The following is a 13,945-nucleotide window of genomic DNA, read 5'->3' on the forward strand; positions in this document are numbered from 1 at the left end:
TCGGGTTTTGGAGTGAGAGCGGTATAACAGTCGGTAGAACTGGCCGCTTTAGGCTGCCTGTGCGCCATGTGTGACATACACCAAGAGGTGCTGACTTGGCTTGTGCAGAAACGGATTGCATTTCACACAAGGCTGTCTTGGGCCACAACTGGCAGCACCGGGCAAACTATCCTACACTGGAAATCACAGACAACCGATGACGGAGGCGATTGATGAAAGAAGCCGTTCCTCTAACCATCGACGTGGTTTCCGATGTGATGTGCCCGTGGTGCTATATAGGAAAGCGGAGGCTTGAGGCGGCCTTGCGCAACGTATCCGATCTCGACATCGCGGTACGCTGGCATCCGTTTCAACTGGACGGCACTCTGCCCCGTCAGGGAAAAGACCGCCAGCAGTATCTTGCGGACAAATTTGGCGGCCTCGAACAGGCGACGGCCTTTTACAAACAAATCGAAGCGGCTGGAGCGGCGGAAGGCATCCCCTTTGCCTTCGACAAGATCAAGTTGTCCCCCAACACCCTGGACAGCCATCGCCTGATCCTGTGGGCGCGGTCTGATGGATTGCAGGACGAGGTCGTGGAGCTGTTGTTTCGCGCCTATTTTCTCGAAGGCAGGGACCTGACCAAATCCGAAACCCTGGTGCAAGTGGCCGAGGATGCGGGCATGCAGTCCGACCTCGTTGAACACCTCCTCACCACGGACTCCGATCTGGACAAAACGCGCCATGAAATCGAACAGGCACAGGAAATGGGCGTAACCGGCGTACCCTGCTTTATCATTGACGGCCGGTTTGCCGTCGCGGGCGCGGAGAAACCGGAAACCATAGCCGCAGCCATCCGCCATGCCGAGGCTACACGCCCCGGAGCCGCGCAGACGGCCATTCACTGACCTGGCACCCTTCCCCAAAAAAAAGGCCCGAAATTTCGGGCCTTTCACTTGTTTGCAACAGTCAGTTATGCCTTCAGGATCGAGCGTCCGGCATAAATGGCCTGCGGGCCGAGCTCTTCTTCGATGCGGATCAGCTGGTTGTACTTTGCCAACCGGTCGGAACGCGCAAGCGAGCCGGTCTTGATCTGCCCGCAATTGGTGGCAACGGCCAGATCCGCAATTGTGGAATCTTCGGTTTCGCCAGAGCGGTGCGACATCACTGCGGTGTAGCCAGCCTTATGCGCAGTTTCGACGGCATCCAGCGTCTCGGACAGAGACCCGATCTGGTTCACCTTGATCAGGATCGAGTTGGCAACACCTTGCTCAATGCCCTGACGCAGGCGCTTGGAGTTGGTTACAAACAGATCGTCACCGACAAGCTGGCACTTGTTGCCGAACAGATCCGTCGCAGCCTTCCAGCCGGACCAGTCATCTTCCGCAAGACCGTCCTCGATCGAAATGATCGGATAGCGTGCGACGAGGTCACCCAGATATTGGGCCATTTCGTCCGGAGCAAGCGACTTGCCCTCACCGGCCAGAACATACTTTCCATCCTTGAAGAATTCTGTCGAAGCGGCATCCAGGGCCAGGAACATGTCCTCACCCGGTTTGTAACCTGCCGTCTCGATTGCCTTCATCACGAAACCGATCGCAGCATCTGTCGATTCAAGGTTCGGTGCAAAGCCGCCTTCGTCCCCGACATTGGTGTTGTGGCCAGCGTCATTCAGGGCCTTCTTGAGGGTGTGGAACACTTCCGCACCCATGCGAACGGCTTCGCGCAAAGAGCTTGCGCCGACCGGCATGATCATGAATTCCTGAAAGTCGATCGGGTTGTCCGCATGCGCACCGCCGTTGATGATGTTCATCATCGGTACCGGCAAGGTACGGGCAGAAGTTCCGCCGACATAGCGGTAAAGCGGCAGACCGGTCGCCTGCGCTGCGGCGCGGGCAGCTGCCAGGGACACGCCAAGAATGGCGTTGGCGCCAAGACGCCCCTTGTTTTCGGTGCCGTCCAGATCGATCATAGCCTGATCGATTTTCAGTTGATCTTCAGCATCCAGACCGCCGACGGTCTCAAAGATCTCGCCATTGACCGCATCTACGGCCTGCTGAACGCCTTTGCCCTTGTAACGCGCTCCGCCGTCGCGCAGCTCAACGGCTTCATGAGCACCGGTAGACGCACCCGACGGCACCGCAGCCCGCCCGAAGGAACCGTCTTCCAGAAACACATCCACTTCAACAGTCGGATTGCCGCGGCTGTCGAGGATCTCGCGCCCGATAATGTCGACGATAGCGGTCATTGGGAATTCTCCGTTCAAAGATAAATAAACTCGGATGGGCCTCATTATCGAATTGTCAAAGGCCCGAAAGACAACCGCGCTCGAAATGAGCGCGGATTATTTTAGGATCAGGCAGCAGCAGGTCGCTTGGCGATTTCGTCCAGCGCTTTCAATTGCGCCAACAGAGCGCCGAGCTCGCTGAGCGGGATCATGTTCGGCCCGTCGGACGGAGCCTTGTCCGGGTCCGGATGGGTTTCCATGAAGAGACCTGCGACACCAACTGCAACTGCAGCACGCGCCAGAACCGGAACCATGGTCCGGTCGCCACCGGTCGAAGCTCCCTGCCCGCCCGGTTGTTGAACCGAGTGGGTTGCATCGAACACTACAGGTGCACCGGTCTGCGCCATGATCGGCAAGGCCCGCATGTCGCTGACAAGCGTATTATATCCGAAACTCGCGCCGCGCTCGGTCAACATGACATTTGGATTACCTGACCCGGCCACCTTTGACAGAACATTTTTCATGTCCCAAGGCGCCAGAAACTGGCCTTTTTTCACATTAACGACAGCGCCGGTCTTGGCCGCAGCAACCAGAAGATCCGTTTGCCGGCACAGGAATGCCGGGATTTGCAAGATGTCAACAACTTCCGCGACCGGCGCACATTGCTCGGCAGCGTGGACATCCGTCACGACCGGGAGATCATATTTTTCCTTGATCTCAGCGAAAACCGGAAGCGCATCTTTCAGGCCGACCCCACGACCACCGGAAAGAGACGTTCGATTAGCCTTGTCGAAAGACGATTTGAACACGATGCCAATTCCAAGGCCTTCTGCTATTTCCTTTACCGCCGCAGCACACTCCAAAGCATGGTCCCTGCTTTCCATTGCACAAGGCCCGGCCATCAGACTGAAGGGTTGCGAATTGGAAAAGGAAACCTTCCCTACTGTGACGATAGAATTGACCTCAGTCATCGTATATCCTTGATGCGATCCATACCTTGCCCTGAAAAGGCAAATGCAGGCGTTCCATACCGGGCTTTTGCACCACCCGCAACACGAAGAGCTGTGCAAGCAACAAATTAGACCAGAGGGTAAAGCCACAAGATACATTTCATGCAGCTGTCACGATTGGCCGCCAAGTGAATAGCCAAATCGTCTTGACAGAAGCTTTTGTGCAAAGCATGTCGGGCGCGACTTACACAACCTAATAGAGTGAGAGATCACAAATTCATGTTTAAGCCTATCCGTAAAGCAGTTCTTCCCGTAGCCGGTCTCGGAACCCGTTTTTTGCCGGCGACAAAAGCCGTTCCGAAGGAAATGCTCACAATAGTGGATCGGCCGATCATTCAATATGTGGTGGATGAGGCGCGCGCGGCGGGTATCGAGCACATCGTCTTTGTGACAGGCCGGAACAAGACCGTCATTGCGGATCATTTCGATCGTGCCTACGAACTTGAGGAAACGCTCAAACGCCGCGACAAAAACGCAGCCTTGGAACTGCTGCAAAAGCTGAGACCCTCAGCCGGATCAACAAGCTTTACCCGGCAGCAAGAACCCCTCGGACTGGGACACGCGATCTGGTGTGCCCGGGATATCATCGGCAATGAGCCATTTGCGATCTTGCTTCCTGATGTGATCGTCAAGGCACAAAAAAGCTGTCTCGCCCAAATGGTAGAAGTCTACAACGAGACTGGCGGCAACGTCATTGCCGTTGAAGAGGTTCCGGAAGACCAAACAGACCAGTATGGCATTGTCAAACTCGCAGAAGGACAATCCGGGCATGCTCAAAAAATTGCCGGGATGGTCGAAAAACCTGCTCTGGGAACAGCACCGAGCAATTTGATGATTACCGGCCGCTATATCCTCCAGCCCGAAATTTTCGGACTGCTCTCCGGTCAGGAAACCGGAGCTGGTGGTGAAATTCAGTTGACCGACAGCATGCTGAAATTGATGGAAGACCAACATTTTACATCTGTTGAGTTTGAAGGGGTTAGCTACGATTGCGGTTCGAAGGCCGGCTTCATCAATGCGAATCTGGCCTTTGCGTTGGACGATCCCAAACTGGCAGCTGACATTGTTCCGCATTTGAGCGAGTTGCTTGGCCACAAGAACGCCGCCGAATAGGCGGCAACGCACAGGATGTGGGTCTCGATATCGACGGCTTGCATTTACCAACCAACTGGTTACGAAGGAGCCGGTCCTGTTAGGACCGGCTCTTTTTGCATTCGGAAGTCTCAATGTCTTTACCCAAATCCGCCCCCAGGACTGTTGCCATCATCGGGCTCGGCTATGTTGGCCTGCCGGTTGCCGTCGCCTTTGCAAGTGCCGGACACCGTACAATCGGATTTGACATCAAACCGGAACGGGTCAAGGCATTGAAGGCCGGTATCGATGTGACCGGGTCCGTTGCGAACGATGCATTCGAACAGCCGGATTTGTCATTTACCTGCGATCCGCAAGAACTGTCGGACGCACAGATCTTTGTCGTCGCGGTTCCGACACCGGTGGACCATGCCAAACGCCCGGACCTTGCGCCCTTCAAGGCTGCGGCAAAAACGGTCGGCAGTTTCATGCGCCGCGGGTCCATCGTGGTGTTTGAATCCACGGTCTTTCCCGGCGCGACTGAAGAAATTGCCGTTCCAATTCTCGAACAAGCATCCGGACTGGAGTTCGGGCGGGATTTCCAGGTCGGATATTCGCCCGAGCGAATCAATCCCGGCGACCGGGAACGCGGGTTCAAGGATATCGTCAAGATCGTCTCTGCAAGCTCTGATCAGGCTATCGACGATCTCGTGACCCTTTACGGCTCAGCTATTGACGCAGGCATCCATCGCGCACCATCCATCAGGGTTGCCGAAGCGGCAAAGGTTATTGAAAACACGCAACGGGATTTGAACATCGCCCTGATGAACGAACTCTCCATGATGTTTCATGCGATGGGCATCGACACCCGCGATGTATTGGAAGGGTCAGCCACAAAATGGAATTTTCTGCCCTTTCAGCCGGGTTTGGTTGGTGGCCACTGTATCGGAGTTGATCCCTACTACCTGACCCACAAGGTCCATGAGATCGGAATGACCCCGCAGGTCATTCTGGCAGGCCGCGGTACAAACGAGGCAATGCCGGGGTTCATTGCCGGAAAGATCATCCAGACTTGCGTCAAACTGGGCCGGACCATGCCTCCAAAAATTGCGGTTCTCGGGATTACGTATAAGGCGAACGTTCCGGATACACGGAACTCGAAAGTGGTGGACCTTGTCAGGGAATTGAATGAGTTTGGCGCGGAGGTTCTTATTCATGACCCGACCGCCGACCCCGACGAAACTTATGCTGAATATGGTATTTCGCTTTCCGGCATTGCAGAGCTTGCAGAGGCCGATGCCGTGGTTTTGGCGGTGCCGCATGACAGCTTCTTCGAACAGGGAGACGCCTGGCGCCTTATCGAAGGACTGCTTGGCCAAGACCGTTGTCTGGTTGCGGACATTCCGGCAAGGCTTGATCGCAATGAGACACCGGACAACGTCATGTTGTGGCGGCTTTGAGAGTTTCGCGCCAATCCCGATGACCTGCTCCAGGCAGGAAGCCTAAAAACGATCCTTATTGCCCCTTTTTGCGTAATCAATTTGGATAACGCGCATGGGAGCTATGGCATGAAGGGTTCGAGTCTACTGTTTGCACTGCTGTTGGTAATAATCGTCGGCAGCGTAAAATCGGGGTTTGCCCAAGTTCCGGAAAATAACTCCGTGTTTCAATCAATGATCACGGGCCAAATACAGGCATTTCGGCGCGGAGATGCGGACACCGCTTTTTCCTACGCCACCAAGGACCTTCAACGCCGTTTTCAAACGCCTGACATTTTCATGCAAATGGTCAAACAGGCCTATCGCCCGGTCTACCAACCCAGAACGGTCACATTCGGGGCGGCACGGGAGACGCCACACGGCCCGATGCAGGATGTTTATGTGACCGGTCCGGATGGCGGCTCGTGGCGTGCGGTTTACAGCTTTGAACAACAAGCCGACGGCACCTGGCGGATCTCGGGATGTTACCTCACCAAGTCGCCTGGGATTGACGCATGAGCGCATTTAAAGAGGACTGATATCCCCCTTGGCCCAGTCCGCCTTTGTCGTCTGGCGGAATTCCTCAAGCCGGCCAGCGTCAATCGCGTCCCGCATACCCTGCATCAGGTTTTGATAGTAGGCGAGGTTGTTCCAGGTCAGTAGCATGGCAGCAAGCCCCTCACCCGCGCGCACCAGATGGTGGAGATACGCGCGGCTATAAGTGCTGGCCGCGGGGCATGAGCTTTCCTCGTCAAGCGGCCGGTGATCGTCGGCATGACGGGCGTTTTTCAGGTTTACCTTGCCAAAACGGGTATAGGCCAGTCCGTGACGGCCTGCGCGGGTCGGCATCACGCAATCGAACTGGTCTATGCCGCGCGCAACACTTTCCAAAAGATCATCCGGAGTGCCGACACCCATCAGGTAACGCGGCTTGTCGACAGGCATTACCGGCGTCGTGATCTCGAGCATTTTGAGCATGACATCCTGCGGCTCGCCAACGGCCAGACCGCCAACGGAGTATCCTTCGAACGGCATCTTGCCGAGCTCTTCCGCCGAACGGATACGCAGATGCGGCACGTCACCGCCCTGCACGATCCCGTAGAGCCCCTGCCCCTTGGCCGGACCACCCATCGTTTCAAACTGCGTCCGCGAGCGTTCCGCCCAGCGAAGCGACAGCTCCATGGCACGCTGCACTTCCTCTTCCGGGCTCGGCAACTTGATGCATTCATCCAGCTGCATCTGAATGTCGGAGCCGAGCAGTCCCTGGATTTCAATCGAGCGTTCAGGTGTCAAATGATACTTCTTGCCATCGATATGGCTCTGGAATCGCACGCCGTCCTCGTCGAGCTTGCGAAGCTGCGCCAGCGACATCACCTGAAATCCGCCACTGTCGGTGAGGATCGTGTGCGGCCAGTTCATGAACGTGTGCAAGCCCCCGAGCCGTTCGACCCTCTCCGCAGTCGGCCGCAGCATCAGGTGATAGGTGTTGCCCAGAACCACATCGGCACCCGTCTCGCGAACCTGTCCGGGATACATCGCCTTGACGGTCGCCTGGGTGCCTACCGGCATGAAGGCCGGTGTGCGCACCACGCCATGCGGGGTCGTAATCTCGCCGCGGCGGGCCATACCGTCGGATTTCAGCAGTTTGAAGGCAAACGGCTTTGAAGTGTCTGCGGTCATGGGTCTTATCCTCGTCAAGCCTGTGTTGTGGGAAACAGAAGGGAGGAATCCCCATAACTGTAGAAACGGTATTCGTTCTTGATCGCGTGACGATAGGCACCACGCATGGTTTCAAGGCCGCTGAAGGCAGACACAAGCATGAACAGCGTCGACCGCGGCAAGTGAAAATTCGTCATCAAGACGTCAATGGCCCGGAACCGGTAGCCCGGCGTGATGAAGATTGAAGTCTCACCCTTGAAAGCCTGCAGACCGTCTTTGCCCTGGGCTGCACTTTCAAGAATGCGGAGCGATGTGGTTCCGATACTGACAACCTTGTTGCCCCGCGCCTGAACGGCCCTGAGCGCCGCGGCGGTTTCCGGGGTCACCTCGCCCCACTCGGCGTGCATCTTGTGATCCGAAGTATCGTCGCTCTTCACCGGCAAAAATGTGCCGGCACCGACATGGAGGGTCACAATGTGTTTTTCGACGCCGCGGCGCTCGACCGCTTCCATAAGTTCCGGCGTGAAGTGAAGCCCGGCCGTTGGAGCAGCAACCGCACCATCCTTTTCAGCGTAGATGGTCTGATAGTCCTCGCGGTCCTTTTCGTCCTCGCCACGCTTTTGGGCAATGTATGGAGGCAACGGAATATGCCCCACAGCTGAAATAGCCGCATCCAGAACAGCACCTTCATAGTCGAACTCAAACAACACTTCGCCCTGGTCGCCTTTGCGAACCACTTTGGCAACAAGGCCGCCACCATGAGCGCCAGTGAAGATGACAATATCACCGGGTAGCAGTTTTTTGGCCGGTCGCACAAAGGCCCACCAGGCATTGCGAGCCGCCCGCAAATGCAGCGTTGCGCCAATATTTGCGACTGCATCCCCACGAGTACGGGTGCCTTCCAGCTGTGCCGGGATCACACGCGTATCGTTAAACACAAGCGCGTCACCCGGCTGCAGAAGGTCCGGCAGGTCCGAAACGCCACGATCCTCGAGTTCCGGTGTGCCTTCGGGCCGGACAACCAGCATGCGCGCGCTGTCACGCGGACGTGCCGGACGCAGCGCAATACGGTCATTGGGCAAATCGAAATCGAACAAATCTACGCGCATGCGGGCATTCACATCCTTATTCTGCGGGGAAGTGTCTTGAGAGCAGCCATCAAACGGCGCTCAAATCAGACCGACCCGGCTCTTATAGGGCCGCTTCTGGCCGGTCAACCTAAACCGGGGTTAAAGCCATGAAAAACGGCGCGTGAGCAGACCCCACGCGCCGTATCTCACCAACTGGCGTCAGTGTTTACGCTGCGTCTGCAGCAACCTTGATCGAGTTGATCTTGTCCGGGTTCGCGACCGGCTCGCCGCGCTTGATCTTGTCGACATTGTCCATGCCTTCAATCACCTTGCCCCACACCGTGTATTGACCGTCCAGCCATGATGCATCCTGGAAACAGATGAAAAACTGGCTATCGCCGGAATTCGGATCCATCGCACGTGCCATGGAGCATGTGCCACGCACGTGCTTTTCCTTGCTGAATTCCGCCTTCAGCTTTTTGCCCGAACCGCCAGTGCCGGTTCCCTCCGGACAACCGGTCTGGGCCATGAAGCCGTCGATCACACGGTGAAACACGATCCCGTCATAAAACCCGTCGCGAACGAGTTCCTTGATCCGCGCAACGTGAGCCGGCGCAAGGTCCGGACGCATTTCGACAACGACGGCCCCTTGCGTGGTATCCATGAGCAAGGTGTTCTCGGCGTCCTTGATGTCAGCCATGAAAAAATCTCCGTTTGGTCAGGAAATGGATGTGATTGTGAACTCAGGTCGCGTCAGCCGCGACCTGCATCTTGATGATCTTGTCCGGGTTTGCCGGCGGCTCGCCGCGCGTGATCGCATCGACATGCTCCATGCCGTCTACAACTTCGCCCCAGACCGTATATTTGCCGTTCAGCCAGTCGCCATCATCGAACATGATGAAAAATTGTGAGTTGGCACTGTTCGGATTGCCTGCCCGGGCCATGCCCAAAACGCCGCGCTTGAAGGGTGCATCGGAAAACTCCGCCTTCAGGTCCGGCTTGCCGGAACCGCCCATGCCGGTGCCGGTGGGGTCTCCTGTTTGCGCCATGAAACCGTCAATCACACGGTGAAACACCTGTCCGTCATAAAACCCCTCACGCGTCAATTCCTTGATGCGCGCAACGTGGTTCGGAGCAAGGTCCGGGCGCAGCTGGATAACCACCTGACCATCCTTGAGATCCAGGTACAGAGTGTTTTCGGGATCCATATCCTGCGCCATTGCACTCATCGGCGCAAAAATAAGGGCGGATACCATTGCCAATAGGGTTAGGAAACGTGCCACAGGTAAACTCCATCTAAGTGTGGATGAATGAGCTTCTTGGCGAACTACATCGCCGCCTGCCCGGTTCTGAGACGCAAGGGACCTGCAACACTGGCAGGCACAAACGCACCGATATCTCCCCCCATCTTGGCGATCTGCCGAACCAGGGTGGCGGTGATATGGCGCACATTCGGGGACGCTGGCAGGAACACCGTCCGGATCGATGGCTCCAGAGTTCCATTCATGCCGGCCATCTGCATCTCGTAGTCAAGGTCGGTTCCGTCGCGCAATCCACGCACCAGATAGGCCGCCCCCTGATCACGTGCAGTATCGATCACCAGATTGGCAAAGGAAATGACTTCGATGCGGGACGCATCTTCCGGCGCAAACTGCTCCCGGGCTGCGGCGTGGATCAGGTCCACCCGCTCCTCGAAACTGAAAAGCGGCATCTTGCCCGGATGTATGCCGATGGCGACCACGACCTTGTCGGCCAGCGCCAGGGACTGACGAAGGATGTCGACATGGCCATTGGTGACCGGATCGAATGATCCGGGGTAGAGCGCGATACGAGTCATGACGGTTTCCTACTCTGAGCAGGCGCCGGGAACAAGGCTTGAGTTCAACCAGAACCATACGCAATCCCCAAAACCCCACCTTTGTGACCAGCGTCACGGTTTCCAACACCTCCATCTGCGACAACAAGATCATCAGACACAGGCAGAATTTCCTTGGAGGGTTGATATGCGTTTCGAACACAAGGCGGGAACAAGTAATGTGACAACTGAGGCCCGGGCGGATGCAAAAGCCAGAATGCAGGCCAGCAAGTTTCAGGCCTTTGGCTTCATTGCAGGCGCATTACTTGTCAGCATTGCCGTTATCTTTACCAGCTATCAGCCGGCATTTTCCAAAATAGCATCCGCAGATGTGGCAATGGCAGCTGCAGTCAGCAACATGCCAGCGCCGAAATCCGGACGTCTCGCCTCTGGTTCCTCTCCCGCTGCTTGCGACGGGCAGACTTGGGGAGCGTGGAGCGAAAGCTGTGCGGCAGCACTCTCAGGCAACAAGCCGGTGCGCAACGTCCGGTTTGTGACAGTTGAAAAGCATGCAAAGTCCGTGAACGAAACGATTTTGGCACGATACCCGGTTCAAAACTGATTGGATATCCGGCAGCCCCAGAAGCATGACCCAAGTGACAAACAGCGGCTAAGGGTATCCCCCGCCGCTGTTGCCATTTTTGATATCTGAAGGTCAGAGCTTACGCTTCCGGGGCATCATCCCCCGCATCGGGCCCTTCGGAAGATGGAGTCGAATTTCCATCATCCTCGTTCCCACCCGGCACTTCAAGGTCATCATCTTCATCGACATCACTGATGCGCTCGACTGCCACGACGTTTTCATCATTGGCCGTCTTGAAGACGATCACCCCTTGCGTGGCCCGTCCTGCAATGCGAATGCCGTCGACAGGGCAGCGGATCAACTGTCCGCCATCGGTCACCAGCATGATCTGATCGCTATCTTCTACGGGGAAGGATGCCACCAGACCACCATTGCGGGCATTGACGGCCATCGCGGTAATGCCTTTGCCGCCTCGGCCGGTCACGCGATATTCGAACGACGACGTCCGCTTGCCATAGCCGTTTTCAGAAACAGTCAGAATAATCTGCTCGGCCGCACTCATCTCGGCATAGCGCTCCTGACTTACCGGACCTGCTACGACACCATCCTCATCGCCATGACCATTGCCGTTGCCATTCTCGTCGGCCTCACCGCGCAACGCGCGCGAAAGCTTCAGATAGCCGGCCCGTTCCTCGGCCGTAACGTCGATGTGGTGAAGGATCTGCATGGAGATGACCTTGTCATCATCTGCCAGCTTGATCCCGCGCACGCCAACCGAATTGCGGCCGGAGAACACGCGGACGTCGGGAACCGGGAAGCGGATACACTGGCCGGATGCAGTCGTCAGCATCACGTCATCATGTTCCGAACAGGTGTCAACGCCGACAATGCCGTCGCCATCGTCCAGTTTCATCGCAATCTTGCCGTTGCGGTTGATCTGCACAAAGTCGGAGAGCTTGTTCCGGCGTACCGTTCCACGGATGGTCGCGAACATGACGTCGAGATTTGCCCAGCTGTCCTCGTCCTCGGGCAGCGGCAGGATCGAGGTGATCTGCTCGCCCTGCTGAAGCGGCAGCATGTTCACGAGAGCCTTGCCGCGTGAAGTCGGGCCGCCAAGCGGCAAGCGCCAGACCTTCATCTTGTAGCAGATGCCGCGAGACGAGAAGAACAGGACCGGCGTGTGGGTGTTGGCCACGAACAGACGAGTGACGAAATCCTCGTCCTTGGTCGCCATGCCCGAGCGGCCCTTCCCGCCCCGGCGCTGTGCCCTGTAGGTCGCCAGCGGCACGCGCTTGATGTAGCCGTTGTGCGACACCGTCACGACCATGTCTTCGCGCTGGATCAGGTCCTCGTCATCGAAGTCGGCGCCGCCCTCGGTGATCTCGGTCCGCCGCGGGGTCGCGAATTCGTCCTTGATCTCCAGCAGTTCGGTGCGAACAATTTCCTGAATCCGGGCACGGGAGCGCAGGATGTCGAGATAGTCGGCAATCTCGGCACCGATCTTCTTCAATTCCTCGTCGATCTCGTCGCGGCCCAGTGCCGTCAGCCGCTGCAGGCGCAGATCGAGAATGGCGCGGGCCTGTTCCTCGGAGAGTTTGTAGGTGCCATCCTCCTGCACCATGTGGCGCGGATCATCAATCAGCTGGATCAGCGGCTCGACATCCTTGGCGGGCCAGTCGCGTTCCATCAACTGGCGCCGCGCAGTCGCCGGATCCGGCGCTGTCCGGATCAGGTGGATCACATCGTCGATATTGGCAACAGCGATGCCGAGACCAACAAGGATATGAGCCCGGTCACGCGCCTTCTTGAGAAGGAATCTTGTGCGTCTTCCAACAACTTCTTCGCGGAAGGTCACAAATGCCTTCAGCATGTCGGAGAGGTTCATCTGCTCCGGCTTGCCACCATTGAGCGCCACCATGTTGGCGCCAAACGAGGTCTGAAGCTGGGTGAAGCGGTAGAGCTGGTTGAGCACGACATCGGCAACCGCGTCGCGCTTCAGCTCGACGACCACCCGCATCCCGGACCGGTCACTCTCGTCGCGAATGTCGGAAATGCCCTCGATCCGCTTGTCGCGCACGGCCTCGGCGACCTTTTCGATCATCGACGCCTTGTTGACCTGATACGGGATCTCGGTGATCACCAGAGCAAACCGGTCCTTGCGGATTTCCTCCACATCGACCTTGCCACGCATGACGATGGAGCCGCGGCCGCTTTCATAGGCACTCCGGATACCCGACCGCCCGAGGATCAGACCACCGGTCGGAAAATCCGGGCCCGGAACGATCTCCATCAGCTCCGCGAGCGTCATGGCCGGGTTTTCCATGATCGCGATGGCCGCGTCGATCACCTCACCCAGATTGTGCGGCGGAATATTGGTCGCCATACCGACCGCGATACCGCCTGCCCCGTTCACCAGAAGGTTCGGGAATTTCGCTGGCAGAACAACCGGTTCGGTTTCGGAGTTGTCGTAGTTCTCCTGAAAATCGACCGTGTCCTTGTCAATATCGTCCAGAAGCTTGTGTGCAACCTTTTCCAGACGGCACTCGGTGTAACGCATGGCCGCAGCCGGATCACCGTCCACGGAACCGAAATTGCCCTGACCATCAATCAGCGGCAAACGCAGCGAGAAATCTTGCGCCATGCGCACGAGCGCATCGTAAATCGCGCTGTCACCATGCGGGTGGTATTTACCCATCACGTCACCGACCACACGGGCCGACTTGCGGTAGGGCTTGTTCCACTCGTAGCCGTTCTCATTCATCGAATAGAGAATGCGGCGGTGAACCGGCTTCAGGCCATCTCTGACATCAGGCAGCGCGCGCGACACGATCACGCTCATTGCGTAATCAAGATAGCTGCGCTTCATTTCATCGACGATAGAGATCGGCTTGATATCGGATGGCGAGGCGCCAGAAGGTGTGCTGGTATCCTGATCAGCCAAGGAAAAACTCATTTCTTTGTTATTGCTGGCCTCCTTATATACGATTCATTGCGCGCAACCAAATCGGAAGCCCAATTTACACCGTCTAATTATCAATAAATTTCAGTCAGTTACACCAGCTGTGCACAGCGC

Annotated in this window: 13 protein-coding genes; 5 read left to right on the forward strand and 8 right to left on the reverse strand. The window is 56.9% G+C overall.

The annotated features are described in order from the left end of the window. Positions 1 to 212 precede the first annotated feature (212 nt). Positions 213 to 887: a DsbA family oxidoreductase gene (locus E1297_RS14540; RefSeq protein WP_155139356.1), complete on the forward strand. Its 675-nt coding sequence runs from the start codon at positions 213 to 215 to the stop codon at positions 885 to 887. 65 nt (positions 888 to 952) lie between these two features. On the opposite strand, the gene eno is transcribed toward E1297_RS14540, so the two are convergent. Together eno and kdsA are read right to left on the reverse strand one after the other, a co-directional pair. Further along, complete coding sequence (gene eno, locus E1297_RS14545) at positions 953 to 2,227, reverse strand: phosphopyruvate hydratase (protein WP_155139358.1); 1,275 nt, start codon at positions 2,225 to 2,227, stop codon at positions 953 to 955. Between the two features lie 107 nt (positions 2,228 to 2,334). After that, a complete protein-coding gene (gene kdsA, locus E1297_RS14550; RefSeq protein ID WP_155139360.1) occupies positions 2,335 to 3,177 on the reverse strand; it encodes a 3-deoxy-8-phosphooctulonate synthase in 843 nt (280 codons plus the stop codon). A gap of 258 nt (positions 3,178 to 3,435) precedes the next feature. On the opposite strand from kdsA, the gene galU reads away from it, so the two are divergent. From galU to E1297_RS14565, 3 genes are all read left to right on the forward strand, one after another. Next, the gene (galU, locus tag E1297_RS14555; RefSeq protein ID WP_155139361.1) at positions 3,436 to 4,329 is read left to right on the forward strand and encodes a UTP--glucose-1-phosphate uridylyltransferase GalU; all 894 of its coding nucleotides are present in this window, start codon (positions 3,436 to 3,438) and stop codon (positions 4,327 to 4,329) included. 113 nt (positions 4,330 to 4,442) lie between these two features. Beyond that, on the forward strand, positions 4,443 to 5,747 hold the full coding sequence (locus E1297_RS14560) for a nucleotide sugar dehydrogenase (RefSeq protein ID WP_155139363.1): 1,305 nt from the start codon (positions 4,443 to 4,445) through the stop codon (positions 5,745 to 5,747). A 108-nt stretch (positions 5,748 to 5,855) separates the two neighbouring features. Next, the gene (locus E1297_RS14565; RefSeq protein WP_155139365.1) at positions 5,856 to 6,284 is read left to right on the forward strand and encodes a DUF4864 domain-containing protein; all 429 of its coding nucleotides are present in this window, start codon (positions 5,856 to 5,858) and stop codon (positions 6,282 to 6,284) included. Between the two features lie 6 nt (positions 6,285 to 6,290). Here E1297_RS14565 and tgt read toward each other — a convergent pair whose 3' ends face one another. The 5 genes from tgt to coaD all read right to left on the reverse strand — a co-directional run bounded on the left by tgt (position 6,291) and on the right by coaD (position 10,331). Next, on the reverse strand, positions 6,291 to 7,445 hold the full coding sequence (tgt, locus tag E1297_RS14570; protein WP_155139366.1) for a tRNA guanosine(34) transglycosylase Tgt: 1,155 nt from the start codon (positions 7,443 to 7,445) through the stop codon (positions 6,291 to 6,293). Positions 7,446 to 7,459: 14 nt separating this feature from the next. Further along, a complete protein-coding gene (gene queA / locus E1297_RS14575) occupies positions 7,460 to 8,533 on the reverse strand; it encodes a tRNA preQ1(34) S-adenosylmethionine ribosyltransferase-isomerase QueA (protein ID WP_155139368.1) in 1,074 nt (357 codons plus the stop codon). Positions 8,534 to 8,720: 187 nt separating this feature from the next. Continuing rightward, on the reverse strand, positions 8,721 to 9,194 hold the full coding sequence (locus tag E1297_RS14580; RefSeq protein ID WP_155139370.1) for a peptidylprolyl isomerase: 474 nt from the start codon (positions 9,192 to 9,194) through the stop codon (positions 8,721 to 8,723). A gap of 43 nt (positions 9,195 to 9,237) precedes the next feature. Beyond that, positions 9,238 to 9,750 carry a peptidylprolyl isomerase gene (locus E1297_RS14585; protein WP_155139402.1) on the reverse strand — a complete coding sequence of 171 codons (513 nt, stop codon included), beginning with the start codon at positions 9,748 to 9,750 and terminating at the stop codon, positions 9,238 to 9,240. A gap of 71 nt (positions 9,751 to 9,821) precedes the next feature. Then, the gene (gene coaD, locus E1297_RS14590) at positions 9,822 to 10,331 is read right to left on the reverse strand and encodes a pantetheine-phosphate adenylyltransferase (RefSeq protein ID WP_155139372.1); all 510 of its coding nucleotides are present in this window, start codon (positions 10,329 to 10,331) and stop codon (positions 9,822 to 9,824) included. Between the two features lie 166 nt (positions 10,332 to 10,497). Between coaD and E1297_RS49165 the strand changes: the two genes are divergently transcribed. Beyond that, complete coding sequence (locus E1297_RS49165; protein ID WP_196223319.1) at positions 10,498 to 10,911, forward strand: phosphopantetheine adenylyltransferase; 414 nt, start codon at positions 10,498 to 10,500, stop codon at positions 10,909 to 10,911. 100 nt (positions 10,912 to 11,011) lie between these two features. Here E1297_RS49165 and gyrA read toward each other — a convergent pair whose 3' ends face one another. Further along, positions 11,012 to 13,825: a DNA gyrase subunit A gene (gyrA, locus tag E1297_RS14600; protein ID WP_155139374.1), complete on the reverse strand. Its 2,814-nt coding sequence runs from the start codon at positions 13,823 to 13,825 to the stop codon at positions 11,012 to 11,014. Positions 13,826 to 13,945 lie beyond the last annotated feature (120 nt).

Source organism: Roseibium sp. RKSG952, assembly GCF_009711355.1.

Coding starts and splice junctions, on each gene's coding strand:
- tgt (WP_155139366.1), bottom strand. CDS start 7,445: ATGACCGCAGACACTTCAAAGCCGTTTGCCTTCAAACTGCTGAAATCC.
- E1297_RS49165 (WP_196223319.1), top strand. CDS start 10,498: ATGCGTTTCGAACACAAGGCGGGAACAAGTAATGTGACAACTGAGGCC.
- gyrA (WP_155139374.1), bottom strand. CDS start 13,825: ATGAGTTTTTCCTTGGCTGATCAGGATACCAGCACACCTTCTGGCGCC.
- E1297_RS14580 (WP_155139370.1), bottom strand. CDS start 9,194: ATGGCTGACATCAAGGACGCCGAGAACACCTTGCTCATGGATACCACG.
- kdsA (WP_155139360.1), bottom strand. CDS start 3,177: ATGACTGAGGTCAATTCTATCGTCACAGTAGGGAAGGTTTCCTTTTCC.
- E1297_RS14540 (WP_155139356.1), top strand. CDS start 213: ATGAAAGAAGCCGTTCCTCTAACCATCGACGTGGTTTCCGATGTGATG.
- galU (WP_155139361.1), top strand. CDS start 3,436: ATGTTTAAGCCTATCCGTAAAGCAGTTCTTCCCGTAGCCGGTCTCGGA.
- queA (WP_155139368.1), bottom strand. CDS start 8,533: ATGCGCGTAGATTTGTTCGATTTCGATTTGCCCAATGACCGTATTGCG.
- coaD (WP_155139372.1), bottom strand. CDS start 10,331: ATGACTCGTATCGCGCTCTACCCCGGATCATTCGATCCGGTCACCAAT.
- E1297_RS14585 (WP_155139402.1), bottom strand. CDS start 9,750: ATGGTATCCGCCCTTATTTTTGCGCCGATGAGTGCAATGGCGCAGGAT.
- E1297_RS14560 (WP_155139363.1), top strand. CDS start 4,443: ATGTCTTTACCCAAATCCGCCCCCAGGACTGTTGCCATCATCGGGCTC.
- E1297_RS14565 (WP_155139365.1), top strand. CDS start 5,856: ATGAAGGGTTCGAGTCTACTGTTTGCACTGCTGTTGGTAATAATCGTC.
- eno (WP_155139358.1), bottom strand. CDS start 2,227: ATGACCGCTATCGTCGACATTATCGGGCGCGAGATCCTCGACAGCCGC.